This window comes from Acinetobacter psychrotolerans (genome assembly GCF_048552595.1).
In the GTDB taxonomy this organism is placed as follows: domain Bacteria; phylum Pseudomonadota; class Gammaproteobacteria; order Pseudomonadales; family Moraxellaceae; genus Acinetobacter.
On record NZ_JBIMDK010000007.1, the window covers coordinates 102,865 to 129,219 of the forward strand.

Here is a 26,355-nt window from a genome sequence, read left to right on the forward strand (position 1 = left end):
TGAATATGTATAAAGTTTGAAATTCAGTCTGTTTTTTTATTTTATAGATGTGTTCTTGAAAAGAAAAATGCGCTTGTATTCTGTACAAAAAAGCGTAATATCAGCATTCCACTCAGTGGTGGAAATACAGTCTTAAAGGTGAGGAAAATGGCAAAGAAAAAAGCGGTGCCAGAAATGGTCATCAACAACTTTGTAGCGAAACATATGCATGAAGTGAACAAGAGCCAAGTGTTTACAGACCGTAAAAAAGATGCCAAACGTGGTTATAATAAACACAGAAAAGGTCGATATTCTGAAGATTATCGGCCTTTTTTAATGTCTGTAATATATTGCTGATTTAAACAATAACGATCTAAAAATTAAAAATAAGTTTGAAATAAGAATTAAATATTAACCATACGATTTGATTTCACCATATCGCCTAAACCATGGTGTTTAAAATAATATTCCATCCAGCTTTTTACCATCAGTGGATTACTCAGTGCCACGACTTCTTCTAATAGCTTTTGTGCATCTGTCATTGGCACATGGCAAATGGCTTTACGCACACGCAAAATATTGCTCGAACTCATTGATAATGTATTGAAACCCATTGCCATGAGCAAAATCGCAGAAAGTGGATCTCCCGCCATTTCTCCGCAAATACTAATCGGTTTGTCATACTTGTGACATTCTTGAACCAAGCGAGTTAATGCACGTAAAACTGAAGGGTGGAAGTGTGAATAAACACTTGCTACACGTGGATTATTACGGTCTACAGCCAATAAATATTGAATGAGGTCATTCGAACCGACCGAGAAGAAATCGACTAACTCTGCAAATTCACCAATTTGTAAAAGCACACTTGGTACTTCGACCATAATTCCAATTTTCGGTTTGGTGATTTTAACTTGTTCTTCTTCCTGCACAGCAAGCCAATCACGTTCGAGTAGGTAAAGTGCTTCTTCGACCTCACTGACATTGGTCACCATCGGCAATAAAATGTGCAGATTGTTCAAGCCAATACTGGCTTTGAGCATGGCACGAATCTGTGAAGAGAATATTTCAGGATGATCGAGTGTAAAACGAATACCACGCCATCCTAAAGCAGAATTTTCTTCTTCTATTTGGAAATAAGGTAAATCTTTGTCTGCACCAATGTCCAATGTCCGCATAATCACGGGTTTATTGGCAAAATGGCTGAGCTGTTGGCGATAAATCGCTCGCTGTTCTTCTTCACCTGGGAAGCGGTCACGTAACATGAATGGAATTTCTGAACGATAGAGTCCAACGCCTTTTGCACCACGTTGTACACCACGAACCACATCAATCATCAAGCCTGTATTGACGTAGAGTTTGACGGTAACACCATCCGGCGTAATCGAGTCTTTGGTTTCGTATTGCTTTAAATCTTTGGCAATTTGTTCTTCTTCTTTCTGAATCTCTTTATAGCGAGTACGTAGACGACGTGGTGGGTTAACAAAAACACGACCTTGGTACGCATCGACAATCATTTCGACATCATCAAGATTATTTACAGGCAGTTCAGTGACGCCAACAACAGTTGGAATACCCAATGCACGCGCCACAATCACCATATGTGAGTTGGCTGCACCCTCAGATGTGACAATGGCAGCAATTTTATCAACAGGGAGTTCGACCAATGCAGCGGTACTAATTTCCTCACCTATCAAAATACTTTCAGAGGTAATTTCTTTATGACTGGTGTCACCTTCTTGCAATGCAGCTAAAATGCGTCGTCCAAGATCTTTTAGGTCAGAAACACGTTCACGTAAATAATCATCTTCCATTTGGGCAAATAAAGCCACATGACGATCAATCACATGTTTAACTGCACCTTGAGCCCAACTACCATCACGGATAATTTCTTTAATTTCGGCAGGTAGGGCATTTTCATCGAGCATACGTAAAAACACGCTAAATAAAGCCCGTTCTTCCGCCATGAGCGAATCTTGCATTTTGTCGTCAAGAGACTGAATTTCTGAACGTACATCGATAATAGCGCGATCTAAAAGCGCAAGTTCTTCACTAATATCATCTGCATCGCGGTCAGGTACAGCCGATAAATCCGCAGGAGGGTAGAGAATGATGGCACGACCCAGTGCAATACCGCCTGCACCAGAAGAACCTTGGAAGGTTTTATAACTAGATGCATTACTGGGCTTACGGAAAACATCAATATTTCCCACAGCATGTGCATGGGCAATTACGCCTGAAAGTTGGGCGCACAAGGTCACTAGGAATGATTCGGCAGCTTCACTAAAATCTTGTGATTCTTTATTTTGAACCACCATGACGCCCATGACTTTACGGCGATACATCACAGGTACGCCAAGGAATGAGTTATAGACTTCTTCCCCTGTTTCTGGGAAATAAGCAAAGCGTTCATGTTTAAAGGCATTGTCTAAATTGACAATTTCTTCACGTTGACCGACTAGACCAACCAGACCCTCACCCAATTGCAATGAAACATTACCTACAGATTCAGGGTTCAGACCTTTGGTTGCCATTAAGACATAACGTTGATTACGTTCATCTAAAAGGTAAATAGAGCAAACATCCACATGCATTGCTTCAGAAACTTGGCTGACCATGATTTCTAAAGAATCATGCAAACTGACTGACGCATTGATCTCTTGTACAATACGCCTCAAAGTGTCCAGTTGCATGTTCGACATGAATGTATGCTCCCTAGTTTGTCATATGTTTTAAAGTATTTTGGATAGCATTACTTATAACAGCACTGTTTTGAAAAATCATTCATAATTTTGAAGAAATTTCAGATCATTGCCGAGGTAACTTCATGCATAGCTCCGTCATGGCTTTACGATATACATCGCGTTTAAAATTCACCACTTGTCCAAGCGGATACCAATAGCTGACCCATTGCCATTGATCAAATTCTGGCGGATCGGATAGGTTCAACTGAATATTTTTCGTCGAAGCTACAAGTTTTAATAAAAACCATTTCTGTTTTTGCCCAATACAAACTGGATCTGAGTCCGAACGAATGTATCGAAGCGGCAAACGATAATGCAACCAACCTTCTGTTTGTGCAATTATTTGGACGTGCTCTGGCAAGAGTCCAACTTCTTCACGTAGCTCTCTATACAGTGCTTGCTCAGGAGTTTCTCCAAACTGGATCCCCCCTTGAGGAAATTGCCATGCATTGTGACCAATGCGTTTTGCCCATAAGACTTGTCCAATATCATTTGCCAAAATGATCCCGACGTTGGGTCGGAAACCTTCTGAGTCAATCATTTGGCTACCTAAATTTTGTTAATTCCATTTGACTTTGTATATGGGGACATACACTCGTTTGTCCAACTCGACAAAGTCAAAGTAATAATGTTGTAAAATTGGTATGATCTTAACGAATTTCTATCGACAAGCGGAGATAGATTTACATTTTTTTTCTTAAATTTCAGTTTGAACGAGTATTTTCATGAAATTGGCGTTGTTTGACCTAGATCACACCTTATTAAATACCGACTCTGACCATTCTTGGGGCGAGTTTTTAGTCAATGAAGGCTTGGTCGATCCAGTCTATCACCGTGCTATGAATGACAAATTTTATGAAGACTATAAAGCAGGGCAGCTTGACCCGATTGCTTATAATGAATTTGTTTTCGATTTTTTAACCAAACATGACAATCAATATTTAACCGAATTACATCAACTATTCATGAAAAAAGTCATTCGTTCGCAAATGCGTCCGAAAGGTTTTGCAGCCATTCAAAAGCATAAAGATGCAGGGCATGAATTGGTTGGAATTACAGCGACCTCTGACTTTATTACCGGACCTATTTTTCGCGAGTTTGGCATTACAGAAATTATTGCCACCAATGCAGAAGTAAAAGACGGGAAATACACAGGTAAAGTAACGAATATTCCATGTTACCAACAAGGCAAATTGGCACGACTGGATCAGTGGCTTGAAGGACGTATTGTGACAGAGTCTTGGGCATATTCAGATTCGATTAATGATCGTTTCCTATTAGAATATGCCGATCATGCGATTGCCGTGAATCCTGACGATCGCTTAGAAGTATTGGCAAAAGAACAAGGTTGGACAATTGAAGATTGGTCAATCTAGTTTTCTCAATAAAACTAGATTGATGACAGCACATAAGTGCTGTTTTTTATTTTATCGTTGTTCCCATGCTGACTCCAACCGTAGGTCGAACATTCATAGAACTACAGGCAGAAAGAAACACACATGCCAAAAGAACCACAGCAATCATTTTCATGAGTAAACCCTGATATTAAATGTGAGTTTATTTTAGTGGGTAAAATGAATTAAAGCTGTAAACAAAATGAGTAGGTTCGGTAATATAATGAAAAAGGCATCCATTATCATGAATGCCTTTGCATATTTAGTACTCGTTTATTGTGGTTGCAAATTAGTCGTCGAGTAAATCCATTTGTTTTGCAATTTGATATAAATTATTTGAACGATTGCCTGAGCGACAAAACATGAGTACAGGCTTTGGAAGCTCATTGAAAAGATTAGCGAATTTTCTAACATCTACTTCAGAAATTTGTCCAGCAATAATAGGTTGATATACATAGTCTAAACCTGCTGCACGTGCAGATTCTTCAATTTGAGCGCTGGTCGGCTGGTCAGGGCCACCTTCCATATCTGGGCGGTTATTGATGACAGATTTAAAACCTTTTTCTGCCACTTGAGCAATTTGTTCAGGACTAATTTGACCAGCAAAACCGACAACTTCACTCATTGCGTCACTCCAAAATTATTAAAAATCGAATATGCTATCTATGATAGCATTAAGCTTAGAAATGAGCTTAAATGACATAAGATTTATAAAAGAAATATCTAAAAAATAACGCAATGGAGCGCGTATGTACGCATATACAGTTGAACCACTGTATGTCCCAATTGGACAAGAGGTCATTGCCGCTGATTTTTATCGACCTAAAAATATAAAAAAGCCACCCGTCATTATTATGGCACATGGCTTTGCTGCATTAAGACAATTTAGATTGATTCCATTTGCACAAAAATTTGCACAAGCAGGCTATGCCGTGGTGCTGTTCGATTATCGTTATTGGGGGGGGAGTACAGGTTTTCCGCGAGAATTGGTTTCATTAGATTTACAGTTGGAAGATTGGCGAACAGTAACCGCTTATATTTCAAATAAAAAAAGTATTAATAACCGTAAAATTGTACTGTGGGGAACTTCACTCAGTGGTGGCTATGTTTTGAATTTAGCCAACGAGTTGAAAAATATTCAAGCCATTATGGTTCAAATACCTTTTGTTGATGGTGCTGAAACGGCAAAGCTATTTCCATTACAACAATTACCCAAAGCGTTAAAAATATCTAGTCAAGATTATATGGGTGCAAAAGTAGGTATGGTACCTAAAACATTACCTGTGGTGCATCCTTTTGATCTCAGTTTTATTCCCGTGCGTGATAGCTACAATGGTTATATGTCGATGATCAATCCAGATTATTTTTGGAGTGGTGAAGTCCCAGCGCGAGTGTTCTTTAATTTGATTCGCTTTAGACCTATTCAGACGGTACGCAGTATTAATATTCCTGTGTTATTCATTGCTGCGAAAAAAGACAGTTTTATTCCCATTGAATCGAGTCGTGAAACAGCGACGAATATTGCACCTTTTGTACAATATTATGAGTGGGATATGGGGCATTTTGATATTTATCATGGCAAATGGTTGGAAAAAGCGATTTCGACCCAATTAGAGTTTTTACATCAACATATTGGAGTGAGCTAGATGATTATCGTATGTCCTTCTTGTGGCGCAAAAAACCGTGTGCCAGAGGAAAAATTGACGGCTCAACCGAGTTGTGGGCAATGCCATCAAACTTTAACGCCTTTAGCTCCGATTGAGTTGAATGAGCAAAATTTTAGTAATTTTGTCAGTAATAGTGATTTACCTATTTTTATTGATTTATGGGCTGAATGGTGTAATCCCTGCAAAATGATGGCACCACATTTTGCCGAAGTTGCAAAGGCCTATCCAAATGTCGTGTTTGCTAAAATTGATACAGAAGCCAACCCTCGTTTGAGCGGTGCTTTCAATATTCGCAGTATCCCAACGTTGGTTTTAATGAATAAAACCACGGAAGTTGCTAGAATAAGTGGTGCATTACGTGCTAACCAATTAAAAGAGTGGTTAGATCAACAATTAGTTACCCTGAATAAATAATTGGGGTTCGGAGTTCTTGTGTCAGATTCTCATGTAAAACCAGAAGGTACACTGTCTTTACAAACGATTGCTATGCCAGCAGATACAAACTGGAGTGGTGACGTTTTTGGTGGTTGGATTGTTTCACAAATGGATTTGGCAGGTGCGATTCATGCTGAGCGTTTCAGCAAAGGGCGTTGCGCAACGATTTCGATCAATCAGATGACTTTTTTAGTCCCTGTGAAAGTTGGGGATGTCATTAGTTGTTATACCAAAATTTTAAAAGTGGGCAATACGTCTATTCAAATGCAGATTGAAGTTTGGGATAGTCATGATAGTTCACGTGCTGCAAAGTGTGTAACGGCAGGAGTATTCACTTTTGTTGCTGTTGATGTTGCAGGAAATAAGCGTCAAATTCCAGAAGATGTTAAACAGAAGCATTTTGCTTCGCAAAGTGTTTAAATTTTGAGTCTGTGAAATAAATAAAAAATCCCAGTTTAAAGGCTGGGATTTTTTTGTCAGTTTATTTTTCTAAAACATAGTATTGCTATTCGCTGCGTTGGCAGGGACTTCTTGTTGTACATCCCAATGCTCAACAATTTTTCCATTTTCCACTCTAAAAATATCTACAACTGCTACACCACGGTCTTGTGCATTTTGCGTTGAATGAACATGCAAAAATACTAAATCACCTTCGGCAACTGCTCGTTTAATCACGCTTTTAGCATCAGGATTTTCTTTGAAATGTCCTGTGAAATAATTGACAAAGGGTGCTTTGCCATCTGGCACATGAGGGTTGTGTTGAGTATATTTTTCACCAATATATTGGTCTGCATAGGCTTTAACTTGATGCTTTAAAAATACACCTTCATAAAAATCGGTCACTATTTTTTTATTATTTTCAGCTTGTTGCGTTGCCGAAATGGCGTTTAAGGTTTGTTGATTGACAGCAGCAGCGACTTGGTGCGGATTTTGACTACATGCAGTCATGATCAGTGAAAGTAATAATGTGGAAGATAAAACTATTTTTTTCATGATGAGTGAGGCTCAAAGTAAATTCTTATGTGAATTTATTTTGAAGCGGAGTTGACCGAAAATATAGTGTGAGAACGTGCGAATTATGTAGAAAATCGTAATAATAAAACTTACCTAAAGGTAAGTTTTATTTACATTTATAAAATTTTAAGGGTACAATTTCTGTTATTTATTTTTTAGACGGTCTTTAGAAACCCAAGCCCAGAGCATTTGCCCTGTAACAGGTTCTTTGCCTGATTCATCCGTAATCACGACATTAACCAATGTTTCGCCTTTTTCAGTGCTTTGCATTGCTTTAATTTGCTCATCCGTTAATGTCGCAACTGCTCGCATATCACCTTTAGATGGGCGCTTATATTCGAGTTGCATACTTTTGATGAGTACAATTGAAGTATCAGGTACATTCATACCTGTCACAAAACCTGTCGCTGTTTCTGCAATGAGTGCCATTGCAACGGCATGCAATTGACCAATATGGTTCTGCATTGCACGATGGTTTTTGATTTCAACAATCACTTGTGAATGAGTGACTTCGACATATTTAATACTTGCTGAACCGACCATAGGAACGACTCGACCAAAAGCTTTACTCCATATCGTGCTGCGAACACCTTTTGGTAGTTTTGATGTTGCTTTAACGAGTTTTGCTAAACGATTGATCTGAGTCATATAAAATCCTATATGTTGTTCAATGAACCTTAGTCCTTGAAGTTGTTAAACTGCAATGGCACTCCAAATTGTTGTTCTTTTAGAAAAGCCATTGCCTGTTGTAAAGTATCGCGCTTTTTATCTGTTACGCGGATTTTGTCACCTTGGATAGAAGATTGCACTTTGATACCACTTTCTTTAATGGCTTTATTAATTTTTTTTGCAGTATCTGAGTCAAGACCATCTTTAAGCTTAATCACTTGAATCACATTTTTACCAGAAGCAGTCATTTTTTGTGGATCAAGTGCTTGAATATCTACTTTACGTTTAAAAAAGTGGTTTTCAAGCATGCTATATACTTGTTCACATTGGAAATCACTTTCAGCTGTGATTTTAATTTCTTTATTTTTCTCACTAAGTTCAATTGAAACGTCATGACCACGGAAGTCAAAGCGTGTTGCAATTTCCTTTTGAGTGTTCTGAACAGAGTGATTTACTTCAAAAATCTCTAATTCTGAAACAATATCGAAAGATGGCATGGTTTAGACCTTTACAAAGGGAAAGAATATCTGAGATGCTAGGGGTGTTTTCTTCATTTGCCAAGCGTTGTTTACATCAAAGGAGTGCACAATGATCCGTAAACAAGAAATTACTACATTTGAGTTCCCAGAAAATGCGATTATCTGGGATGTTCGTGATGCAAAAGCCTATGCCGAAGGTCATATAAAAGGTGCTGTTCATCAGCCTTTAGATGGTTTAAGTGCAGAGAGCTTGACTCAAGTGAGTTCGGATCAGTCCATTTACATATTATGTGGTGGCGGAAGTAAAGCGCCTCGTGCAGCTGATATGTTAGAAGAGTTAGATAGCTCACGTGATTATGTTGTATTGATGGGAGGTACACGCGCTGCGCGTGATGCTGGTCTATCCTTAGAGCAAGGTTCGTAAGGAAAAGCGCCGTAAGGCGCTTTTTTAATAAAAATAAAAAGTTAGAAAATAAAACATGTCTGAACAAAAGCTAGTTTATTCAAAAATCAAGGTGAAGTTTTAACACTTATACTTTTTCATCTGTGGTCAAAAAAAATTTACATCGTCAAATTCTATGCTGCTGAATATAAATGCATATTTATATAGTTTGATGTTTGCAATGTGATTTTTATCATCACACAAATTAGACCTAATCTAAAATTGCTTTATCTATAGGCGCTTGATAATAGGGCTTTTTGATTCTAACTTTCTTTTTACCACGTGTTGGGCGGAGTTTGTTCAAGAGATCTTGTGGAATGGGGCATGCCTCTTTTAAAACCAAAGCAGCTAAGATTTCACTACACAGTGGCGCAAAGAGAAAACCTTTAGAACCTAAGCCAGAAAAGGTATAGAGCTCTTGGTCATCATCTACTTGTCCAATCACAGGAAAGTAATCTAAAGTTTGTGAGCGAACCGAAGCTCGACCTTGCCATTCACTTGGATGTGCTAAAGATTCTGCATATTCAGGAAAGGCACTGTGGATAAGATCATAGTTATGAACATGGTCTTCCAACAAAACCTCGGAATCCTCACGTTCAGGATAAAATGATGCACCGATAATTAAACGCTGAGTATCCAATTGCATGCAATATCCCCCAAAACTATAGGCTTGTTGCTGGTCTAAGGTATGCCCCACATTTTCCAACCAACTGACTTGTCCACGAATCGGTCTTAAACGAGGAAAATATGAGAAAAAGTTTTTACTTGCACCTGCACAACATACAACAACGTGGTCAAAAGTCCCGATTTCTTCTTTAATATGATTCAAAATTTGAATCTGACTATTTTCAAGCTTCAAGCAATCTGAAATTTCTGCCTGTTGAAAATGAATTAATGGATGGTCAAGAACTTGATCACAAAGTTGTTGTGGGTAAATTGCACCTGCATGTTTGAGTTTTAAGTTGTCAAACTGTGTTGTCAGTTTAAGTTGTGCAGCTGTTTGATATTCAAATACTGTCTGAGAATATTGATGTGCTAAATCTAAAGATTCTTGAGGATCTTTTTGCACCAATTGATTGACGGAAATTGGGCGAAAGGCTTTAAATTTTTGATAATGATTCAGTGCAAACTGCCATGACAAAGTCATTAAATGTTCTGAACTTTGCTCGATTGGGCTTAGTTTTGGATTGAGTAATGCTAAAGGATTGCCAGAAGCGCCAGCCAATGGTGCTGATTGGTCGTAAATCATCACTTGATGCCCACGTTGAGCAAATACCCATGCACAATTTAAACCAGCGATACCTGCACCGATAATCGCAATTTGACGTTGTCTAAAAATAGCGGATGATTTTAACTCAGTATTTTTGAGTTGCTCAGGCGCATTCCACACAGCTTTAAGCATTTCATTTTTATGTCCAAAACCTCGTGGGCGTGAAATTGAAATACCATGTTGTGTTAAGCCTCTTTTAAGCACACCTGCAACACTAAATGATGAAAATGTTGTCCCAATATCTGACAAGCGAATAATATGATTTAAGACATTTTCAGACCAAATGTCTGGGTTACAAGCAGGTGAAAAGCCATCTAAGAACCAAGCATTAATTGGGTGGGTTTTAGGAATGCTGGGAAGAACATCTTGCGCATCGCCTAACCACAGATCAATAGAAAAGCGTTCTTCTGGAAAATTTAGACGCTGACAGCCTGCTATTGGCAACGGATATTGTGCAAGTAGTTGTTTTGCAATTGGATTAAGCTCTGTCCATACATCGAGTGAACGGGTTAAATCTTCTTTTGAAAGTGGAAATTTTTCTATAGTGATTACATGCAAATGACTCTGATTATTCGGGCGGATGTGTTGCCAAAGTTGCCATAGCGCCAGAATATTGAGTCCTGTACCAAAACCCGTTTCACCTACGCAGAAATATTCAAAATCGTTTAAATTTTCAAGTCGTGTTTTAAGGTCATTACCATTCAAAAAAACGTGTTGAGATTCGAGTAGCCCATTGTCCCTAGAAAAATAGACATCACCAAAGTGTTTGGAAATTGGAACTTCAATTCCATCAATACATTGCCAATCTAAATCGGCAGTTTGAATGGCTTTCGACAAGGTGGTTTACCTTTATGAATATCAATAGATATGAGAGAGAACGCAGTCAGTGGCTTACCACTGACGACGGCGTTTGGTATAGATATAACTTGCGATTAAAAAACCGAGCATGACACCAACAGCAATGGTTGCAGCGCCATATAAAAACATTTGCGCACTTTGTTCACTTTGTAACACTTGAACTTGTACACCCAAGTTATCATTTTTTAATTGTAATTCTTGGTTTTGCGTTAATGCATCTAAATTGGCCTTTTCGAGTTGTTGTAAGCGAGTCGCTTGGTCTTTGACCATCGCTTTCACTTTAGCATCTTGAGATGCTTTTTCTTTGGCAATTTGCTCAGCTGTTAATGGTTTGTTTTCTTGAGTCTGCGTTTGATTTTGAACACTACTATTCGCACTTGCACCAGCAGAGATGATACTGGGTTTCGGTGGCGTAATAGCTTGATTCGATGGAGAAGGCGGTGTTGCAGTCGTTGCTTGCGCAGTTGCAGCAGTTGTCTGGGTAGGTTCAGCCGATACTGTATGTGATAAAAGTAGTGACGAACCGAGTAAAGTGAAGCCAAGTAAGCTTTGGACTACAACACGCATCTTGTTATCCTTTTGGCAATGCTTTATTGAATGGTTTAACGTCAATCTGACCATAGATGCCTTCTTTTAAGAAAGGCTCATCTTGCAACCATTCATCCAATGCTTCACGACTTTCAAAGTCTAGAATCATGGTGCTGCCATAGAAGCCAGCCTGAGGATTCTCACGATCTTTAGGCATTGCACCTGCAAGAATCACGCGTCCTTCCGCATCTAATTTTTCTAAGCGTGCTAAATGTTGTGGACGTGTTGCAAGGCGTTTTTCAACCGTACTTTCATTGTCGGTACAGGTAATTAAAAATAAAGGCATTTCACTTCTCTAATCGGCTAAACACATTATTCATCTGTAGACTTAAAGTGTTTACGCAAAATAATAAACTGGATAATGATAAAGGAAAACATCACGATCATGTCACCAAAAGCTGTAAATTCGCCCCAATATTTTCCACCTGCAAATAAAAATGCGAAGAAAACATGTAAGCAAGACATCACAATGAACATTGCAGCCCAAGCATAGTTCAGATTCTTCCAACCTTTTTCAGTTAAGTTTAAAACAGGTCCGAATAATCTTTTAATTAAAGGCTTTTTATCTTTACCAAAATATGGAGAAAGTAGAAATGCACCTGCGAAAGCGAGATTTAGAATTGCAGCTTTAAGGCGAATGTAAAAATCATCACTCAGCATTAAGGTAATGCCACCAAAAATCACGGTCATAAATAGAACAAACCACTGTTGTTTATCTAAACGGAATTTCTGGAAGACAAATAACGCACCGTAAACAACCAGCATTGAAATGATCAATCCCGTGGTTGCAACCAGTATATTATTATTGTTAACGCCACCAGCCGATCCGATCAATTGTAATAATGGATGATCGGTATTCTTAGGATCGACCGTTTTATACAAATAAAAGAAAATTATGAGGGGCACAAAGTCTAAGAGTGCTTTCATGTTAAAGTATCTAGTCTGTTCAAGTGAATGGGATAGTATAAAAGATGCAAGGCGTAGATTTACATACTCATAGCAATATTTCTGATGGAACTATGACTCCAGAGTTACTGGTTCATGCTGCCATCGAGAAAGGCATTCGTACGCTTGCATTGACTGACCACGATAGCATGGATGGCTTAATGCAAGCTGAAGAAGTTGCAAAAAATCAACCAATTCAAATCATCTCAGGTGTGGAAATCTCAAGTCAGTGGTCTAGACCGACGACAAATAAAAGTTACGGTGTGCATATTGTGGCACTGAATATGCAAAATCCTGAACCATTACAAAGACTTTTGATTGAGCAAAAGAAAGTTAGAGCGCAACGTTCTAAACAAATTTGTGATTTACTCATTCCTTTGATCAATCAAGATATTTATGCAGATGTCTTGGCTAAAGTAGATGGTGAGCCAGATAGAGTTACCCGAACGCACATTGCTAAAACTTTGGTAGAGAAAGGAATTGTGCATCGTGCACAACAAGCTTTTGATAAATACATCAAAGAAGGCAAAAAAGCTTATGTCAAATTTGATGGCTTAGGTTTGCAAGAAACGATTCAAGTGATTCATGAAAGTCAGGGTTTCGCGGTGTTAGCACATCCGACACGCTATGATTTGTCTGCAACGAACATTCGTTATTTGGTTGAAATTTTTGCCCAATACGGCGGTGATGCGATAGAACTTCCACCTTCAATTGAAAGTGCTTCCACTCGCCAAATGGTCGATCGTATGATTGAACAATTTGGATTAAAAGTTTCTGTGGGAAGTGATTTTCATGGCGATAATATGCCTTGGATTAAATTGGGAAATATTCCCAGAGTGAAAGAAGGGCAAGTGGGGATTTGGGAAAGCTTTAAATAAGCGAATATTCTCAATACTTTACTCATTTATCTTTCTAGAAAAACATTTCTTATCTTATAAAGGATAAGGAATGCTTTCTTATTTAGAGAATGAATTTAGAGAGCGAGAACTCATTCAAAGTGTTAGAACTAAAGTAAGTTATGATCCTGCGCCTGAATGGGTGGTGGGGTCGGTTTTCCTAAAGTTCCTAATAATTCAATTTCAATCATTCGTACCATAGAGTCTAAGGGTAAATCATTGCTTTGTGTGCCAAAAGGTTCTTCAATTTCTGTGCTTAAAGCGTCGAGCCCTAAAAAGGTGTAAGCTAAAATACCCACCAATAAGGGTGTTGCCAATCCAAGTAATGAGCCTAAGCTGAACGGCAACATAAAACAGAAAAAATACACAGTACGATTGAGTAAAACAGAATAGGCAAAGGGTAATGGTGTGGTCGCAATCCGATCACAGCCTGTTTGAACCAAGCTTAATTCATTCACATGCTCATTCAGTTGCACATAAATAATATCGGAAATTTCACCTTCTTTTAGCGCTTGCATGAGTTCCCATTGAATCAAACTGAGCGTGTATTGAGGTGCATTGGCTTGTTGGTAAAGTTGTGTTAAAGCTTGTTGGCTTAAGCCACTGGTTTGTAAAAGTGCATCTGGATTGGCTGTTTGATGGCGCAGTCGATCTCTTAATAAGTTTGCAAATACAATGACATGTTGAATAATTCGTTCACGACGACCTTGTGGGAATAGGCGGCAGTCACGGTCAAAGTGACGAGCATTGGCAATCAGCATTCCCCACAATTTACGTGCTTCCCACCAACGGTCATAACAGGCTGTATTCTTAAAACCTAAAAAAATTGAAAGTACGACACCAATTAAGGTGAATCCCACCAAAGGAAGTTCAGGAAAGCGATATAAATCAATGTATTCTATTCCACCGACAATGGCAGAGATCAGCATTACAAAGCCAAGCGGCGGCAATACTTTGGGAAGAATCGTACCACGCCAAGAAAAAAGTAATTTAAGGGTATCGTTTTGATCGCGGACAATCATGTTCTTAGGTCTTTAATTTTATAACAATCTTCACCGCTTCAACGGTTGTTGTCAACAGCTTGGAGTGGGAATGTCTTGGATTTAATCAATCCGTGTTCGGCAAAAGAATAGCTTTGATCGGCTGCAATAATAATGTGATCTAATAATTTAATTTCCATTAATTGACAAGCTCTAAAGATGTCTTGCGTTAAATCGTAATCTTCACGTGAAGGTTTAGCAAAACCTTTGGGGTGATTGTGAGTGATAATGATGTAAGTCGCTTGTTTTTGAATAGCATATCGGAGCAATTGGTTTATCGAAATATTGCAATAATTGATTGAACCATAAAATAATTTTTTAAAACTGAGTTTACGTAATTGACCATCTAAACAAAGTACAGCAAAGACTTCTTGAGATTCTCCGATCAGTTCATAACGTAAATAATCACGAATCAGGTCTGAACGACTTAAATCTAGCCCTTGATTTAGTTGGTGTTTTAAGTAACGTCGCCCTAATTCCTTCACTGCCATGAGTTGAGAGTATTTGGTATCGCCAATGCCATGAAATTGGCGCAAATCTTCCAGTGAAGCATCGAAAACAGTGTTTAAATTACCAAAGTGTAGAATCAATAGCCGTGCTAATTCTACAGCAGAGTGTTGTTTTGAGCCTGAACGTAGAAAAATTGCAAGTAGCTCTGCATCAGATAGACTGTGCGCGCCTTGTTGTAATAATCGTTCTCTAGGGCGTTCTTGTTCGGGCCATTGTTTAATAGGCGTTGATTTGATTAAGTTATTCATTATTTTTTTCACATTTTAATTTATTTTACTTGTCATTTTTCTCTCCTGAACTGCTTGGGAGATGCACTATTTAATGCTATTGTGAGCGCCACTGCAACAGAAAGGTGGCTTAGTCTTGAGTTTCGATCTCAGTGTGTTTTCTAATAAAAATATTATTCTCGCTGTTACTGGGGGAATTGCTGCTTATAAAAGTGCGATTCTCGTCCGTCGTCTGAAAGATTATGGCTTTAATGTCCGAGTCGTGATGACCAAAGGTGCGCAAGCTTTTATTACGCCATTAACCTTTCAGGCTTTATCTGGCAATCCCGTTCATACAGAAATATTAGACCCCGAATCTGAAGCTGGTATGGGACATATTGAGCTGGCTCGCTGGGCAGACTTAGTCCTTGTTGCGCCTGCGAGTTGTGACACAATTGCTAAGTTCGCTGCAGGTTTGGCGGATGATTTACTCAGCACGTTATATTTAGCGACCAAAGCCCCTGTTTGGGTTGTTCCTGCAATGAATCAACAAATGTGGGCAGCAAAACCAACACAGCGTAATTTAAACACGCTCGTGGAAGATGGCGTGCATGTGATCATGCCTGAAGCCGGTTCGCAAGCGTGTGGTGATGTAGGTTTGGGACGAATGCCGGAACCCGAAGATTTAGCAGCACAAGTGAAAGATTATTTCCATCAAGCGCAGCGTGCGATAGCAGAAAAGTTTGGTTTACTTGCGGGTAAACGTGTCGTGATTACAGCTGGACCTACACGAGAAGCTATTGATCCAGTACGTTATATTTCTAACCATAGTACTGGGAAAATGGGTTTTGCGATTGCAGCAGCATGCTATACCGCAGGTGCAAAAGTGACTTTATTGGCAGGTCCTGTCAGTTTAGATACTCCGAATGGTGTACGCCGTATCAATGTATCATCAGCGATTAAAATGCTGGATGAAAGTTTGCATCAACTCGAAGAAGGTTGTGATATTTTTATCGCAACGGCTGCGGTTGCAGATTATCGTGTGGCTGAAGTTGCAGAGCATAAGATTAAAAAAGCGGGCGATGAACTGAATGTTTCTTTGATTAAGAATCCAGATATTGTTGCGACGATAGCCAAACAAGAAAAACGCCCATTTATGGTGGGTTTTGCTGCTGAAACACGTCATGTTGAAGAATATGCTGCGGGTAAATTGGTTGCAAAAAAACTAGATATGATTGCATGCAATGATGTTTCACGTGCAGATATAGGCTTTGCATCGGATCAAAATGCCATGATTGTATTTTTTGCTGAACAATATCAAATGGAAAAACGTGATTTAGAGAAAGCCTCTAAACAAGAGATTGCACAGCAATTGGTTGAAGCAATTCATGATGCTTTACACCATGAAATTGAGCCGATCTAGTCGTTTATTTTTTCAGTTTTCATATATAAAAATGCAACGAATTTGTTGCATTTTTATTTGCTATTTATCTTCATTTTAAACTAAGTTGAACGATGAAAATGGACAGTGAATGCAATCCGATTTTTAGTCTGAGTTGATCAAGTTCTATTTTATTATATAGCCTTGCTTTATTACAAAAACAGCCACAGTTTAAGGAAGATCACAATGATCAAAAAAACTTTAGCCACGCTTATGATTGTCTCTACGTTTACAATGAGTTCGATGAGCTTTGCAGCAAGCTTGGAAGACAATATGAAAACATTTGCAAAGAATTATAAAGCGTTTAATCAAACCAAAAGTGCGGATGAAGCCAACAAAGCTTTAGACAATATGCGAGTTGCTGCGAATGATGCGAAAAAAGTAAAATTAAAAGGTAAGGGCGATGTTAAAGCCCCAACATCAACCCAACTATATGATCAATTAATAGCTCAAATTGATAAGACTCAAGCCTTAGTCAAAGGTGGTCATTTAGACCATGCACAAATGGAAGGTAAGAAAATAGCTGAAGTTCGTGATCAAGGACATAAGTTTTATCATTAATTGCTACATTATGAATATTAGAAATCGTTAGCCTGTAAAGCTAACGATTTTTTATTGTGCAGCTTTTTATGATCAGCTAAATTTGGATGGCGTGGATAATAATTCACGAATAAGGAAAGCAACTCCACCAATAATGAAACCGATCAAACATCCATAGAAAATATAAGAATAGGGGATTAAGCCCAATAAAATTTGGCTTTTACTTAACGGGAAAAAGGGATACATATCTGCATGCATAAAGGCATCAAGTAGAATATGGCTAAAACTCCCTATGAAGGCACTAAAAGCAGCAACTTTCCATGTAATATACCTCTTAGATTCTTGATCAATTGTTCTTAATATAATCTCGCTCATCGGTTTACCTATGATGATTGCAATGATCCCGATGAACAATGCGCCAATGAGATTATGAGTGTAGAGGTGTAAAGTTTTCCATCCTAGAATTATCCCCAATAATGGTTCTAAATCCATGAGAACTTGTGCACCTGCAAAGATCAGGAAACTAAATTTTCTATTTCCAAGCGCTTTACAACTTGCACCTAAACCTAAATGAAGCGGTGTAATTGGCATGTGGAGTCAATTTACAATCTTGTATTTATGATTATAGAAAGTTGCTTAGAGTAGTAATGTGAAGTTTGAGTGAACTTTATTGTGAAAGGATAAAAACAAAAAAGACCGCAATTGCGGTCTTTTGATCAAATTTAACTTAGAAAGATTAAGCTTGACCTTCAACAGCAGCAGCGCCTTGAGCACGCTCCATATTTGCTTCGAACTCAGCATCAAAATTGATTGGAGTAAGAAGTAATTGTGGGAAGCTACCTTTAGTGACAAGTTCATTCACCGCTTCACGTAGGAATGGGAATAAAATATTTGGGCAATATGCACCTAAGATGTACGGAAGGCGATCCTCTTCGATGCCATCAATCAAGAAAATACCTGCTTGAGTTACATCTACAATAAATGCTGTATCACCTGCATTATTCGCTTGAACAACAACTTTTAAAGATACTTCAAAATGAGTGTCATCAATTTTTTCTGCAGCAGAAGACAAATTGATATTCAATTCAGGTTGCCATTCTTTAGTAAAAACGTTCGCCCCAGGTACTTCAAAAGATAAATCTTTAGCGTAAATACGTTCTAAAGCAAGTTGCGGTTGAGCTTGTTGTTCTTCACTCATTATTTAATCCTTCAATTTTTCGTGTGATTAACCAATTAATTCGTCGAGTTTGCCTGCTTTTTCTAAAGCATAAAGCTGGTCAAAGCCGCCAATAAATTGATCATTGATAAAAATCTGTGGCACTGTGCGTTGTTTGGTTTTTTGCATAAGCTCAACCTTCACTTCAGGTGCTTCTTGATCTAAATTGATTTCGGTAAAAGCAATACTTTTACGCTCAAGTAGAGATTTTGCACGGACGCAATATGGGCAAAAAGTTGTTGAATAAACTTTTACTTCAGCGGTCATGTTGAGCTCCTTTAGCTTATTTTTTAGCTTTAACTAATGGCAAGCCTTGGGCTTTCCAATTACTAATACCACCATCAAGACGATAACTATCTGCATGACCGACTTGTTGCAATGCAGTACCTGCTACTTGACCCAAGTTACAGATAAATACGATTGGACGATCTGCAGATTTTAACTCTTCAATATGATTTGCAATTTGGCTATATGGAATATTGCGGCTACCACTCACATGACCTTCATTGAAATCTTTAGCGTCACGTAAATCAACCAACATTGCATTTTTAGCTTTGACTAAAATACCAAGTGATTGTGGCGAAATTTTGCGACCACCACGCTGTCCTTCAAAAATAAAGAACAAGACAATGAGTATCCCCAAAATACCAAATAAGAAGGGGTGATTCCCCATAAACTCCAACCAACGTTCCACAAGTCACCTAATTACATTCAAAAATTGCGTCGAGTATAGCCTATATAGATGGTGATCAAAATCACCGCTTCAAGGTTCGCTTTAAAGAAATTTAACTTTTTTGTTGCGCTTCAGTGATTTCTTCAATTAAGCGCAAATAACTGACCAGTCGTCTGGCTAAAACTTCACCATTTTCAACGGCAGCTTTAACCGCACACTGTGTTTCATGCGTATGGGTACAATTTCGGTATTGGCAATGTCCTAAAAAATTTGCAATGTCAGGGAAGCCTGCATCAATTTTTTCTAGGCTCAAATGCCAGAGTCCAAATTCACGAATGCCTGGTGAATCAATCAAAGCACCATTTTCACCAAAACGGATCAAACGGGTAGATGTTGTCGTGTGTTGACCCAGTGCAGAATTTTCAGAAATGATATTGGTTTTCTGTTCAGCGTTTGGAACGATGATGTTAATCAGGGTACTTTTACCTACACCAGATTGCCCAACAAATGCGACAGTTTCATTGTCAATTCGCTGTACCAATTCGCTAATATCACCTTCGGATTGCGTGATTAATACTTCATAGCCTAAGTCTTCATATTCTTTAAGCAAATCTAAAATTGGATCATTTTCTTTGAGCAAATCCGATTTATTCAGTACCAGTAAAATAGGAATGTCTGCTTCTGCACATGCCACCAAATAACGGTCAATCAACGTTGGAGCAGGTTCTGGTAGCGGCGCAATGACAATGACAATCAAACTGATATTTGCAGCTACGGGTTTCACTTTGTGATAACGATCGGGGCGTGTCAGTAAAGATTGACGTGGCTGAATCGCTGTAATAATTCCCAAACCTGTATTCGGGTCAGCTTGCCATTTTACTTTATCGCCAGTAACCAAAAGCTCTAAATTGGTTCGAGTATGACAACGCCATACGCTTCCGAGTTCAATCGGCTTCCAGAAAGGTTCAGGCTCACCCGTTTTGACCTGTGGTTTTTCGGGATGTTGGTCAGGAACAGAAAGGGCTTGTACTTCCAGTTGGCGTCCATAATGTTGAACCACCAGACCTTCAAGATCGTTTGACGTGTCAACTTCTTCTTGACGTGTTTTATGTTGTTTCTGAATGCGGCGTTGCTGCTGTTCAGTTAAACGACGTTTACGAATTAAAGCCATTCATATCCTAAAAACCATGAGAATGAGAAGGCAAAAATAGCATGATGGGCGAATGAATTACAGCGAAGATGTCAGAAATTTGCTACTATTCTTTTTTTATTAGCCTAATAAGATTGCACTATATGAGCAGCACTCCAGATACCCGTTTAATTTGGATCGACCTCGAGATGACAGGTCTAGATACAGATAATGACAAGATCATTGAAATTGCAACGATTGTAACGGATGATCATTTAAATATTTTGGCGGAAGGACCTGTGCTTGCAGTGCATCAATCAGATGTTATCTTAAATGCAATGGATGAGTGGAACACTAAGCAACATGGTCAGTCAGGCCTGATTGAACGTGTTCGTCGTAGTAAATTGACGGCTCAAGATGCAGAACAACAAACAATAGAATTTTTGAAAAAATGGATTAACCCTAAATCTTCGCCAATGTGCGGTAACTCAATCTGCCAAGATCGTCGCTTTATGCATCGTTTAATGCCGGACCTTGAGCAATTTTTCCATTATCGTAATTTAGATGTCTCTTCTGTAAAAGAATTAGCAAAACGCTGGAGACCTGAAATTATGAGTGGTCTAAAGAAAAATGCATCACATTTGGCAATGGATGATATTCGTGATTCGATTGCAGAACTAAAATATTATCGTCAATATTTTTTCATTACCAATGATGACTAATTTATCGTTGTGAGATCATTTTAAAAAAGAGGCTCAATAGCCTCTTTTTTAATCACTTTGCAATTGGGATTTTTAAGTTATACTGAATGTGATGATTAACGCTGACTCGTTACAAAAAATAGCAAGCGATTCAATTTGTTTGCACATAAAACGTTTTAAAATCCTTTTATATTTGAATTATTACAAAGAGATTGATTATGCAAAGTAATAACCCCATTTTAACGCGTGCGGAAACGTATGCGGATTATAGTAATCCTATGACTGTGCAGGGTGCAGTTCAAAAATCAATTATTTTGACTGTGATTGCAGCTGTTGTTGGTTTGTCATTTTATATTTACTGTTTCGCAACAATGAATAGTTCGCTTGCTTATGCAGGAACCATTGTTGGTGTTATTGGTAGCCTTATTTTAGGTCTCATTACAGCATTTAAACCGCATACAGCACGTACTTTAGCCATTCCTTATGCATTATTCGAAGGTGCATTTTTAGGTGGCATTTCATTTATTTTTCAAATGAAGTTTCCAGGCGTGCCTCTACAAGCTTTATTGGCAACTTTTGTTACAAGTCTGGTGATGTTTGGGCTATATAAATTTCAAATCATCCGCGCGACTGCAAAGTTTAAAGCGGTGATTATGTCTGCTTCTATCGCTATTTTTATTGTATTCCTTGTACAGATGGTGATGCGTTTAGCGTTTGGTTCAAGTATTCCTTATTTATTTGAAAGCAATTGGTTAGGTATTGGTTTTGCTGCTTTTGTTGCCGTTATTGCTTCATTTAGTCTTATTTTAGATTTCGATCTAATTGAATCTGCTGCTGCACAACGTGCGCCTAAAGCATATGAATGGCTTTGTGGTATTGCATTATTGGCAACATTGGTTTGGATGTATTATTCATTCTTACGTTTGTTGGGTTTACTGCAAGGTGATGATTAATCTAAATCAAGTTTAGTCAGAATTAAATTTAATCATGGATCGAAAAATCGCGCTTTAGGCGCGATTTTTTATGTTTTTGTTAAACTATTAAAAAAAGATGCTTTATGCAATTTTGTTCTGCGTAAAGTCTTGGCATTATGCATGCAAACTTTTTCAGGTGAGAATTTCATGGCACAAGGACTATTGGCAGGTAAGCGCTTCTTAATTGCAGGCGTTGCGAGTAAGTTGTCTATCGCATTTGGTATTGCTCAAGCATTACACCGTGAAGGTGCAGAACTTGCATTTACTTATCCAAATGAAAAATTAAAAAAACGTGTAGATGAATTTGCAGCACAATTCGATTCTCAACTGGTTTTTCCTTGTGATGTAGCGATTGATTCTGAAATTGATCAGACTTTTGCAGATTTGGCAAAACATTGGGATGGACTTGATGGTGTTGTTCATTCAATTGGTTTCGCACCCGCGCATACATTGGATGGTGATTTTACCGATGTAACGGATCGTGACGGTTTTAGAATTGCACATGATATTAGTGCATATAGCTTTGTTGCAATGGCTCGAGCTGCAAAACCGTTGTTGCTTGTACGTCAAGGTTGTTTGCTGACATTGACTTACCAAGGTTCTGAGTCTGTGATGCCAAATTACAATGTTATGGGTATGGCAAAAGCATCTTTGGAAGCGGGTGTACGTTATTTAGCATCTAGTCTTGGCGCGGAAGGTATTCGTGTGAATGCGATTTCGGCAGGCCCGATTCGTACTTTAGCGGCTTCTGGTATTAAATCTTTCCGTAAAATGTTAGATGCTAATGAAAAAATTGCGCCACTAAAACGTAATGTCACGATTGAAGATGTCGGTAATGCTGCATTATTCCTTTGCTCGCCGTGGGCAAATGGTATTACCGGTGAAATTTTATATGTTGATGCAGGCTTTAATACCGTCGGTATGAGCGCATCAATGATGGATAGCGAATAGGTTTTACTATTCATCCATTTTACAGTTCATTTGGTTAACTAAAATCGGCATATTGTTGCCGATTTTTTTATTCATGGATAAATTTCATTCGTTATTTTTAGGTTGTTTAGAGTTTTATAAAGCGTCCCGAAAATAAGAAAGCCCTTACGGGCTTTCATACTTTATTCAAAATAAAATTAAGGCAATTGCTGAATTGGACTACCGCCCAAAGCTTGCATCAAAGTGACATAAGCATTGTATTGGCTCTGTTTAGTCTGAACCAAAGATAAACGTGCATTACGCGTCGTCTCTTGGGCATCTAAAACATTTTTGAGTGCAATCGCACCATTTTTATAGCGTACTTGGGTCAAGCGCTCGGTCTTTTCAGCGAGTTCTAAATTGCGTTGTTGCAATGCGACTTGCTTATCTAACTCAGTACGGCTCGAAAGCGCATTTTCAGTATCTGCAAAGGCTTGGTACAAAGTATTACGATATTGAATAATGGCTTTTTCATAATCCAATTCGCTGATCTTCAAATCTTTTTTCATGTCGTTATACTGTAAAAACGGCAGGCTTAAACTCGCACCTAAAGTCAGGGCAGGGTTTTGTAAAAGATTAGACAATGATGTACTGCTCGAACCAAGTGAACCCGTCAAACTCATAGATGGATAATAACCCGCTTTAGTGGCATCTTTACTGGCTAAAGATTCACGTAAACGTAATTCAGCTGCTTGCAAATCTGGGCGGCGTGACAAAATATCAGCAGGTAATCCAGCAGCAATATTTGGTAAATTAATACGTGGCAAACGTTGCGGTTCTTGGATATTCAATTGCTGAACAGGGATTTGCAATAATACAGCTAGAGCAGTTCGAGTCTCTACCAATTGCTGTTCGATTTGACTCAAACTGGCTTTTTGACTTTGTACAGATTGCTCAGCTTGGGTTAGGTCTAAACCAGATACAGCGCCTGCACGATATTGCGTACGAACCAATTCATATAGCTTTTGTGTGGTTGCTAAACTTTGTTGTGCTACAGCATAACGCTCATTCAAATAACCCAATTGCCAATATAAATTTGCAGTCGTACCAATCAAGCTTTGTCCCGTGGCTTGCAAATCTTGTTCAGTTGCTAAAGCTTCCCATTTGGCAGCTTCAGTCTGACGAGCAAGCTTTCCAAATAAGTCGAGTTCATAGCTAACACCTGCACTAACAGATAAACCTTTGGCAGTTCCATCACCTGAATTTAAATCAAAGCTATGCCCAGTCGAGACGCCAGAATTGACACGTGCTCCTTGCTGATCTTGCGCCAAACCTGCTTTTAAACGAGCTGTTTTTAAATTAATACCTGCAACAGCCAAATCCGCATTTTTTTGAATGACTTGATCAACCAATTGATTGAGTTGACTATCACCAAATAATGTCCACCATTGATCGGCATACATGTTTGCTTGAATTTGTTGTTGATTCGCATTGTTATAAGCAAAGCTACTTGGAACTTGCACAGCAGGGGCTTGATAAGGGGTTTTCACCACAGCAGCACAACCAACCAATGAACTGCCAAGAATCAAGGCGCTTGCAAGTTTTGTTAAATTCAATTGCATGAAAATTTTCCTTATATTCTCGGCATTATTCTCTAGATAAAGCATCAACAGGATCTAACCGTGCAGCATTACGAGCGGGGATGAAACCAAAGACAACACCAATTAAGGTTGAGCAGACAAATGCTGCAATAATTGAAGTAGATGAATACGCCATTTGGAAAGTACCTTTTGCCACATGGCTAATCACTTGTCCAATACCCAGTGAAAGGAGTACGCCTAAAATGCCGCCTAAAATACAAACCAGAATAGCTTCTATCAGGAATTGTTGCAGAATATCGCTTTGACGTGCACCAACAGCCATCCGCACCCCAATTTCTTGCGTACGTTCTGTCACAGAAACCAGCATGATATTCATTACCCCAATACCACCTACGATAAGAGAAATCACGGCAATTGCAGAGACCAATAACGTCATAGTCTGTGTAGTTTGCTCAATGGTTTCACGAATACTGTCAGAGTTTTGAGTAAAGACATCTTGTGCAGCGTGACGTTGTTCTAACAGATTCAAAATTGCATTTTCTGCGGCAGCACTTGGGTAGGTGTCTTTTACACGGACAATGATGCTACGGACATTGGCTTGACCGAGCATACGGCTCATAACAGTAGAGTAGGGAAGATACACATTTAGACTATCAGAATTACCCATCATGCCTTGTTGTGCATCAATGACTCCAATGATTCGACTCGGTACACTACCCAAAAGAATGACTTGACCTAGAGGATCTGTGCCATCACTAAAGAAGGTTTTTTGCGTATTGGAGTCAATTACCACATCTTGCGCACGTGTGGTCACACTATGCTTATCAAAACTTTGTCCAGCTTTAAAAGTCATTCCTTTCACTGTAAAGAAATCTTCACTTACACCATTAATTGTCGCTGTGGCTTCGGTATCTTTGTAGCGTGTGGTTAAACTGGTATTGACCGATGGACTGACGGCTTCGACATAAGGCTGTTCTGCAAGCGCATCTGCATCGGCGGGAACGAGAGTCTTAAATTGTGCTGTTTTAGAATTATCACCAAAACCACGACCTTGGAAAACGGTAATGGTATTGGTACCCAAACTACTAATATTTTGTAAAATTTGCTTTTGTGAACCGTTACCTAGTGCGACTACGGAGACCACAGAAGCAATACCAATGATAATTCCGAGCATGGTTAAGAATGTACGCATGCGATGTGCATTCATCGCAAGCAACGCCATACGGAATGCTTCACCAAAGCGGTCGAAAGTAGAGCGCCATTTAGAAGATTTTTTTTGTGGTGCAATATCGTCTGCTTCCACAATATCAATTACGTCATCATGTTCAGGGACATTGGGTTTATCAGCAATAATGTTCCCATCACTAATTTCAATAATACGCGTCGCATTCTTGGCGACATTCATATCATGCGTAACGATAATAATGGTATGACCTTTGGCATTCAGCTCGCGTAAAATACGCATCACTTCTACGCCACTATTCTTATCCAATGCACCGGTGGGTTCATCGGCAAGAATCACATCACCACCATTCATTAATGCGCGGGCAATAGAAACACGCTGTTGCTGACCACCTGAAAGTTGATTTGGTCGGTTATGGGTTTTTTCACCCAAACCTAAATCGGTCAGTATTTCATGTGAACGCTGTTGGCGAACAGTGGGATCCATGCCTGCATAAATTGCAGGAACTTCCACATTGCCCGCAGCATTTAAATCACCAAGCAAATGATAGCGTTGGAAAATAAAGCCAAAATATTCGCGGCGTAATTGCGCCAATTCATCAGGTTCAAGTTCACGAGTTTCACGACCTTTGACTTTGTAACTACCCGATGTTGGTTTATCTAAACATCCTAAAATGTTCATCAATGTCGATTTACCAGAACCTGATTGCCCGACAATGGCAACCAATTCTCCTGCATAAATCTTTAAATTAATGCTTTTTAAAATCTGAATCGTAGATTCGCCCGCAGGGAACTCACGAATCAGATTGCTCACCTCAAGTAGAGGTTCTCTGATTAGATTATCGTTCTGATCCAT

General features: G+C 38.9%; 31 protein-coding genes. 12 read left to right on the forward strand and 19 right to left on the reverse strand.

The genetic code is table 11. The features are described from left to right. Positions 1–147 precede the first annotated feature (147 nt). Positions 148–336: a DUF7230 family protein gene (locus ACG94X_RS08570; RefSeq protein ID WP_419383303.1), complete on the forward strand. Its 189-nt coding sequence runs from the start codon at positions 148–150 to the stop codon at positions 334–336. Positions 337–383: 47 nt separating this feature from the next. Here ACG94X_RS08570 and ptsP read toward each other — a convergent pair whose 3' ends face one another. After that, the gene (ptsP, locus tag ACG94X_RS08575; protein ID WP_419383304.1) at positions 384–2,678 is read right to left on the reverse strand and encodes a phosphoenolpyruvate--protein phosphotransferase; all 2,295 of its coding nucleotides are present in this window, start codon (positions 2,676–2,678) and stop codon (positions 384–386) included. Between the two features lie 106 nt (positions 2,679–2,784). Beyond that, positions 2,785–3,261, reverse strand: coding sequence for an RNA pyrophosphohydrolase (locus tag ACG94X_RS08580; protein WP_419383305.1), 477 nt, complete (start codon positions 3,259–3,261; stop codon positions 2,785–2,787). A gap of 184 nt (positions 3,262–3,445) precedes the next feature. Between ACG94X_RS08580 and ACG94X_RS08585 the strand changes: the two genes are divergently transcribed. After that, entirely contained in the window at positions 3,446–4,096 is a 651-nt protein-coding gene (locus ACG94X_RS08585) for an HAD family hydrolase (RefSeq protein ID WP_419383306.1), read from the forward strand. Positions 4,097–4,403: 307 nt separating this feature from the next. On the opposite strand, the gene ACG94X_RS08590 is transcribed toward ACG94X_RS08585, so the two are convergent. Next, on the reverse strand, positions 4,404–4,739 hold the full coding sequence (locus tag ACG94X_RS08590) for a protein tyrosine phosphatase family protein (protein ID WP_419383307.1): 336 nt from the start codon (positions 4,737–4,739) through the stop codon (positions 4,404–4,406). Between the two features lie 124 nt (positions 4,740–4,863). Here ACG94X_RS08590 and ACG94X_RS08595 point away from each other — a divergent pair, with 124 nt between their 5' ends. The 3 genes from ACG94X_RS08595 (at position 4,864) to ACG94X_RS08605 (ending at position 6,636) form a co-directional block, all read left to right on the forward strand. Beyond that, entirely contained in the window at positions 4,864–5,760 is an 897-nt protein-coding gene (locus tag ACG94X_RS08595) for an alpha/beta hydrolase (RefSeq protein WP_419383308.1), read from the forward strand. Beyond that, the gene (gene trxC, locus ACG94X_RS08600; RefSeq protein WP_419383309.1) at positions 5,761–6,195 is read left to right on the forward strand and encodes a thioredoxin TrxC; all 435 of its coding nucleotides are present in this window, start codon (positions 5,761–5,763) and stop codon (positions 6,193–6,195) included. Between the two features lie 72 nt (positions 6,196–6,267). After that, on the forward strand, positions 6,268–6,636 hold the full coding sequence (locus tag ACG94X_RS08605) for an acyl-CoA thioesterase (protein WP_419383367.1): 369 nt from the start codon (positions 6,268–6,270) through the stop codon (positions 6,634–6,636). Positions 6,637–6,705: 69 nt separating this feature from the next. Here ACG94X_RS08605 and ACG94X_RS08610 read toward each other — a convergent pair whose 3' ends face one another. The 3 genes from ACG94X_RS08610 to ACG94X_RS08620 form a co-directional block, all read right to left on the reverse strand. Then, positions 6,706–7,209, reverse strand: a complete 504-nt coding sequence (locus tag ACG94X_RS08610; RefSeq protein ID WP_419383310.1) for a nuclear transport factor 2 family protein — start codon at positions 7,207–7,209, stop codon at positions 6,706–6,708. Between the two features lie 165 nt (positions 7,210–7,374). Next, on the reverse strand, positions 7,375–7,878 hold the full coding sequence (locus tag ACG94X_RS08615) for a DUF4442 domain-containing protein (RefSeq protein ID WP_419383311.1): 504 nt from the start codon (positions 7,876–7,878) through the stop codon (positions 7,375–7,377). Positions 7,879–7,907: 29 nt separating this feature from the next. Further along, a complete protein-coding gene (locus ACG94X_RS08620) occupies positions 7,908–8,396 on the reverse strand; it encodes a YajQ family cyclic di-GMP-binding protein (RefSeq protein WP_419383312.1) in 489 nt (162 codons plus the stop codon). A gap of 91 nt (positions 8,397–8,487) precedes the next feature. On the opposite strand from ACG94X_RS08620, the gene ACG94X_RS08625 reads away from it, so the two are divergent. Beyond that, entirely contained in the window at positions 8,488–8,802 is a 315-nt protein-coding gene (locus ACG94X_RS08625) for a rhodanese-like domain-containing protein (protein WP_419383313.1), read from the forward strand. A 229-nt stretch (positions 8,803–9,031) separates the two neighbouring features. On the opposite strand, the gene mnmC is transcribed toward ACG94X_RS08625, so the two are convergent. Genes mnmC through ACG94X_RS08645 form a run of 4 tightly spaced genes read right to left on the reverse strand, consistent with a single transcriptional unit; the run spans position 9,032 to position 12,463 of the window. Next, positions 9,032–10,927, reverse strand: a complete 1,896-nt coding sequence (gene mnmC, locus ACG94X_RS08630) for a bifunctional tRNA (5-methylaminomethyl-2-thiouridine)(34)-methyltransferase MnmC2/FAD-dependent 5-carboxymethylaminomethyl-2-thiouridine(34) oxidoreductase MnmC1 (RefSeq protein ID WP_419383314.1) — start codon at positions 10,925–10,927, stop codon at positions 9,032–9,034. A 54-nt stretch (positions 10,928–10,981) separates the two neighbouring features. Beyond that, positions 10,982–11,515: an SH3 domain-containing protein gene (locus ACG94X_RS08635; protein ID WP_419383315.1), complete on the reverse strand. Its 534-nt coding sequence runs from the start codon at positions 11,513–11,515 to the stop codon at positions 10,982–10,984. Between the two features lie 4 nt (positions 11,516–11,519). Continuing rightward, complete coding sequence (locus ACG94X_RS08640) at positions 11,520–11,822, reverse strand: YciI family protein (RefSeq protein WP_419383316.1); 303 nt, start codon at positions 11,820–11,822, stop codon at positions 11,520–11,522. Between the two features lie 26 nt (positions 11,823–11,848). Beyond that, positions 11,849–12,463 (reverse strand): septation protein IspZ, encoded by a 615-nt coding sequence (locus ACG94X_RS08645; protein ID WP_419383317.1) that lies wholly within the window; start codon positions 12,461–12,463, stop codon positions 11,849–11,851. 44 nt (positions 12,464–12,507) lie between these two features. Between ACG94X_RS08645 and ACG94X_RS08650 the strand changes: the two genes are divergently transcribed. Then, positions 12,508–13,359, forward strand: a complete 852-nt coding sequence (locus ACG94X_RS08650; RefSeq protein WP_419383318.1) for a PHP domain-containing protein — start codon at positions 12,508–12,510, stop codon at positions 13,357–13,359. A gap of 128 nt (positions 13,360–13,487) precedes the next feature. On the opposite strand, the gene ACG94X_RS08655 is transcribed toward ACG94X_RS08650, so the two are convergent. After that, entirely contained in the window at positions 13,488–14,399 is a 912-nt protein-coding gene (locus tag ACG94X_RS08655) for a bestrophin family protein (protein ID WP_419383319.1), read from the reverse strand. A 38-nt stretch (positions 14,400–14,437) separates the two neighbouring features. Beyond that, positions 14,438–15,175, reverse strand: a complete 738-nt coding sequence (gene radC, locus ACG94X_RS08660; protein WP_419383320.1) for a RadC family protein — start codon at positions 15,173–15,175, stop codon at positions 14,438–14,440. Positions 15,176–15,290: 115 nt separating this feature from the next. Between radC and coaBC the strand changes: the two genes are divergently transcribed. After that, the gene (coaBC, locus tag ACG94X_RS08665) at positions 15,291–16,556 is read left to right on the forward strand and encodes a bifunctional phosphopantothenoylcysteine decarboxylase/phosphopantothenate--cysteine ligase CoaBC (RefSeq protein WP_419383321.1); all 1,266 of its coding nucleotides are present in this window, start codon (positions 15,291–15,293) and stop codon (positions 16,554–16,556) included. Between the two features lie 204 nt (positions 16,557–16,760). Then, complete coding sequence (locus ACG94X_RS08670) at positions 16,761–17,135, forward strand: cytochrome b562 (protein WP_419383322.1); 375 nt, start codon at positions 16,761–16,763, stop codon at positions 17,133–17,135. A 72-nt stretch (positions 17,136–17,207) separates the two neighbouring features. Here ACG94X_RS08670 and ACG94X_RS08675 read toward each other — a convergent pair whose 3' ends face one another. The 5 genes from ACG94X_RS08675 to rsgA form a co-directional block, all read right to left on the reverse strand. Continuing rightward, positions 17,208–17,705 carry a metal-dependent hydrolase gene (locus ACG94X_RS08675; protein WP_419383323.1) on the reverse strand — a complete coding sequence of 166 codons (498 nt, stop codon included), beginning with the start codon at positions 17,703–17,705 and terminating at the stop codon, positions 17,208–17,210. 145 nt (positions 17,706–17,850) lie between these two features. Continuing rightward, positions 17,851–18,312: a protein-export chaperone SecB gene (gene secB, locus ACG94X_RS08680; RefSeq protein ID WP_419383324.1), complete on the reverse strand. Its 462-nt coding sequence runs from the start codon at positions 18,310–18,312 to the stop codon at positions 17,851–17,853. Between the two features lie 27 nt (positions 18,313–18,339). Next, positions 18,340–18,597, reverse strand: a complete 258-nt coding sequence (grxC, locus tag ACG94X_RS08685; RefSeq protein WP_419383325.1) for a glutaredoxin 3 — start codon at positions 18,595–18,597, stop codon at positions 18,340–18,342. Positions 18,598–18,613: 16 nt separating this feature from the next. Beyond that, positions 18,614–19,024, reverse strand: a complete 411-nt coding sequence (locus tag ACG94X_RS08690) for a rhodanese-like domain-containing protein (RefSeq protein WP_419383326.1) — start codon at positions 19,022–19,024, stop codon at positions 18,614–18,616. Positions 19,025–19,115: 91 nt separating this feature from the next. Beyond that, positions 19,116–20,174, reverse strand: a complete 1,059-nt coding sequence (gene rsgA / locus ACG94X_RS08695) for a ribosome small subunit-dependent GTPase A (protein WP_419383327.1) — start codon at positions 20,172–20,174, stop codon at positions 19,116–19,118. Between the two features lie 122 nt (positions 20,175–20,296). Between rsgA and orn the strand changes: the two genes are divergently transcribed. The 3 genes from orn to ACG94X_RS08710 all read left to right on the forward strand — a co-directional run bounded on the left by orn (position 20,297) and on the right by ACG94X_RS08710 (position 22,758). Next, entirely contained in the window at positions 20,297–20,854 is a 558-nt protein-coding gene (gene orn, locus ACG94X_RS08700; protein WP_419383328.1) for an oligoribonuclease, read from the forward strand. A gap of 197 nt (positions 20,855–21,051) precedes the next feature. Further along, the gene (locus tag ACG94X_RS08705; protein WP_419383329.1) at positions 21,052–21,786 is read left to right on the forward strand and encodes a Bax inhibitor-1/YccA family protein; all 735 of its coding nucleotides are present in this window, start codon (positions 21,052–21,054) and stop codon (positions 21,784–21,786) included. A gap of 168 nt (positions 21,787–21,954) precedes the next feature. Then, complete coding sequence (locus ACG94X_RS08710) at positions 21,955–22,758, forward strand: enoyl-ACP reductase FabI (RefSeq protein ID WP_419383368.1); 804 nt, start codon at positions 21,955–21,957, stop codon at positions 22,756–22,758. A gap of 176 nt (positions 22,759–22,934) precedes the next feature. Here ACG94X_RS08710 and ACG94X_RS08715 read toward each other — a convergent pair whose 3' ends face one another. Both ACG94X_RS08715 and ACG94X_RS08720 read right to left on the reverse strand, forming a co-directional pair. After that, positions 22,935–24,338, reverse strand: coding sequence for an efflux transporter outer membrane subunit (locus ACG94X_RS08715; RefSeq protein ID WP_419383330.1), 1,404 nt, complete (start codon positions 24,336–24,338; stop codon positions 22,935–22,937). A 25-nt stretch (positions 24,339–24,363) separates the two neighbouring features. After that, entirely contained in the window at positions 24,364–26,355 is a 1,992-nt protein-coding gene (locus tag ACG94X_RS08720; protein WP_419383331.1) for a MacB family efflux pump subunit, read from the reverse strand.

Bases quoted from the DNA above. Each gene is read 5' to 3' on its own strand.
- ACG94X_RS08605 (WP_419383367.1), top strand. From the start codon at position 6,268: ATGCCAGCAGATACAAACTGGAGTGGTGACGTTTTTGGTGGTTGGATT.
- ACG94X_RS08715 (WP_419383330.1), bottom strand. From the start codon at position 24,338: ATGCAATTGAATTTAACAAAACTTGCAAGCGCCTTGATTCTTGGCAGT.
- grxC (WP_419383325.1), bottom strand. From the start codon at position 18,597: ATGACCGCTGAAGTAAAAGTTTATTCAACAACTTTTTGCCCATATTGC.
- ACG94X_RS08650 (WP_419383318.1), top strand. From the start codon at position 12,508: ATGCAAGGCGTAGATTTACATACTCATAGCAATATTTCTGATGGAACT.
- orn (WP_419383328.1), top strand. From the start codon at position 20,297: ATGAGCAGCACTCCAGATACCCGTTTAATTTGGATCGACCTCGAGATG.
- ACG94X_RS08655 (WP_419383319.1), bottom strand. From the start codon at position 14,399: ATGATTGTCCGCGATCAAAACGATACCCTTAAATTACTTTTTTCTTGG.
- ACG94X_RS08590 (WP_419383307.1), bottom strand. From the start codon at position 4,739: ATGAGTGAAGTTGTCGGTTTTGCTGGTCAAATTAGTCCTGAACAAATT.
- trxC (WP_419383309.1), top strand. From the start codon at position 5,761: ATGATTATCGTATGTCCTTCTTGTGGCGCAAAAAACCGTGTGCCAGAG.
- ACG94X_RS08610 (WP_419383310.1), bottom strand. From the start codon at position 7,209: ATGAAAAAAATAGTTTTATCTTCCACATTATTACTTTCACTGATCATG.
- ptsP (WP_419383304.1), bottom strand. From the start codon at position 2,678: ATGTCGAACATGCAACTGGACACTTTGAGGCGTATTGTACAAGAGATC.
- ACG94X_RS08620 (WP_419383312.1), bottom strand. From the start codon at position 8,396: ATGCCATCTTTCGATATTGTTTCAGAATTAGAGATTTTTGAAGTAAAT.
- ACG94X_RS08585 (WP_419383306.1), top strand. From the start codon at position 3,446: ATGAAATTGGCGTTGTTTGACCTAGATCACACCTTATTAAATACCGAC.
- ACG94X_RS08635 (WP_419383315.1), bottom strand. From the start codon at position 11,515: ATGCGTGTTGTAGTCCAAAGCTTACTTGGCTTCACTTTACTCGGTTCG.
- ACG94X_RS08580 (WP_419383305.1), bottom strand. From the start codon at position 3,261: ATGATTGACTCAGAAGGTTTCCGACCCAACGTCGGGATCATTTTGGCA.
- ACG94X_RS08675 (WP_419383323.1), bottom strand. From the start codon at position 17,705: ATGCCAATTACACCGCTTCATTTAGGTTTAGGTGCAAGTTGTAAAGCG.
- ACG94X_RS08570 (WP_419383303.1), top strand. From the start codon at position 148: ATGGCAAAGAAAAAAGCGGTGCCAGAAATGGTCATCAACAACTTTGTA.
- ACG94X_RS08710 (WP_419383368.1), top strand. From the start codon at position 21,955: ATGGCACAAGGACTATTGGCAGGTAAGCGCTTCTTAATTGCAGGCGTT.
- ACG94X_RS08595 (WP_419383308.1), top strand. From the start codon at position 4,864: ATGTACGCATATACAGTTGAACCACTGTATGTCCCAATTGGACAAGAG.
- ACG94X_RS08640 (WP_419383316.1), bottom strand. From the start codon at position 11,822: ATGCCTTTATTTTTAATTACCTGTACCGACAATGAAAGTACGGTTGAA.
- radC (WP_419383320.1), bottom strand. From the start codon at position 15,175: ATGAATAACTTAATCAAATCAACGCCTATTAAACAATGGCCCGAACAA.
- secB (WP_419383324.1), bottom strand. From the start codon at position 18,312: ATGAGTGAAGAACAACAAGCTCAACCGCAACTTGCTTTAGAACGTATT.
- ACG94X_RS08615 (WP_419383311.1), bottom strand. From the start codon at position 7,878: ATGACTCAGATCAATCGTTTAGCAAAACTCGTTAAAGCAACATCAAAA.
- rsgA (WP_419383327.1), bottom strand. From the start codon at position 20,174: ATGGCTTTAATTCGTAAACGTCGTTTAACTGAACAGCAGCAACGCCGC.
- ACG94X_RS08625 (WP_419383313.1), top strand. From the start codon at position 8,488: ATGATCCGTAAACAAGAAATTACTACATTTGAGTTCCCAGAAAATGCG.
- ACG94X_RS08670 (WP_419383322.1), top strand. From the start codon at position 16,761: ATGATCAAAAAAACTTTAGCCACGCTTATGATTGTCTCTACGTTTACA.
- ACG94X_RS08705 (WP_419383329.1), top strand. From the start codon at position 21,052: ATGCAAAGTAATAACCCCATTTTAACGCGTGCGGAAACGTATGCGGAT.
- ACG94X_RS08645 (WP_419383317.1), bottom strand. From the start codon at position 12,463: ATGAAAGCACTCTTAGACTTTGTGCCCCTCATAATTTTCTTTTATTTG.
- ACG94X_RS08720 (WP_419383331.1), bottom strand. From the start codon at position 26,355: ATGGATCAGAACGATAATCTAATCAGAGAACCTCTACTTGAGGTGAGC.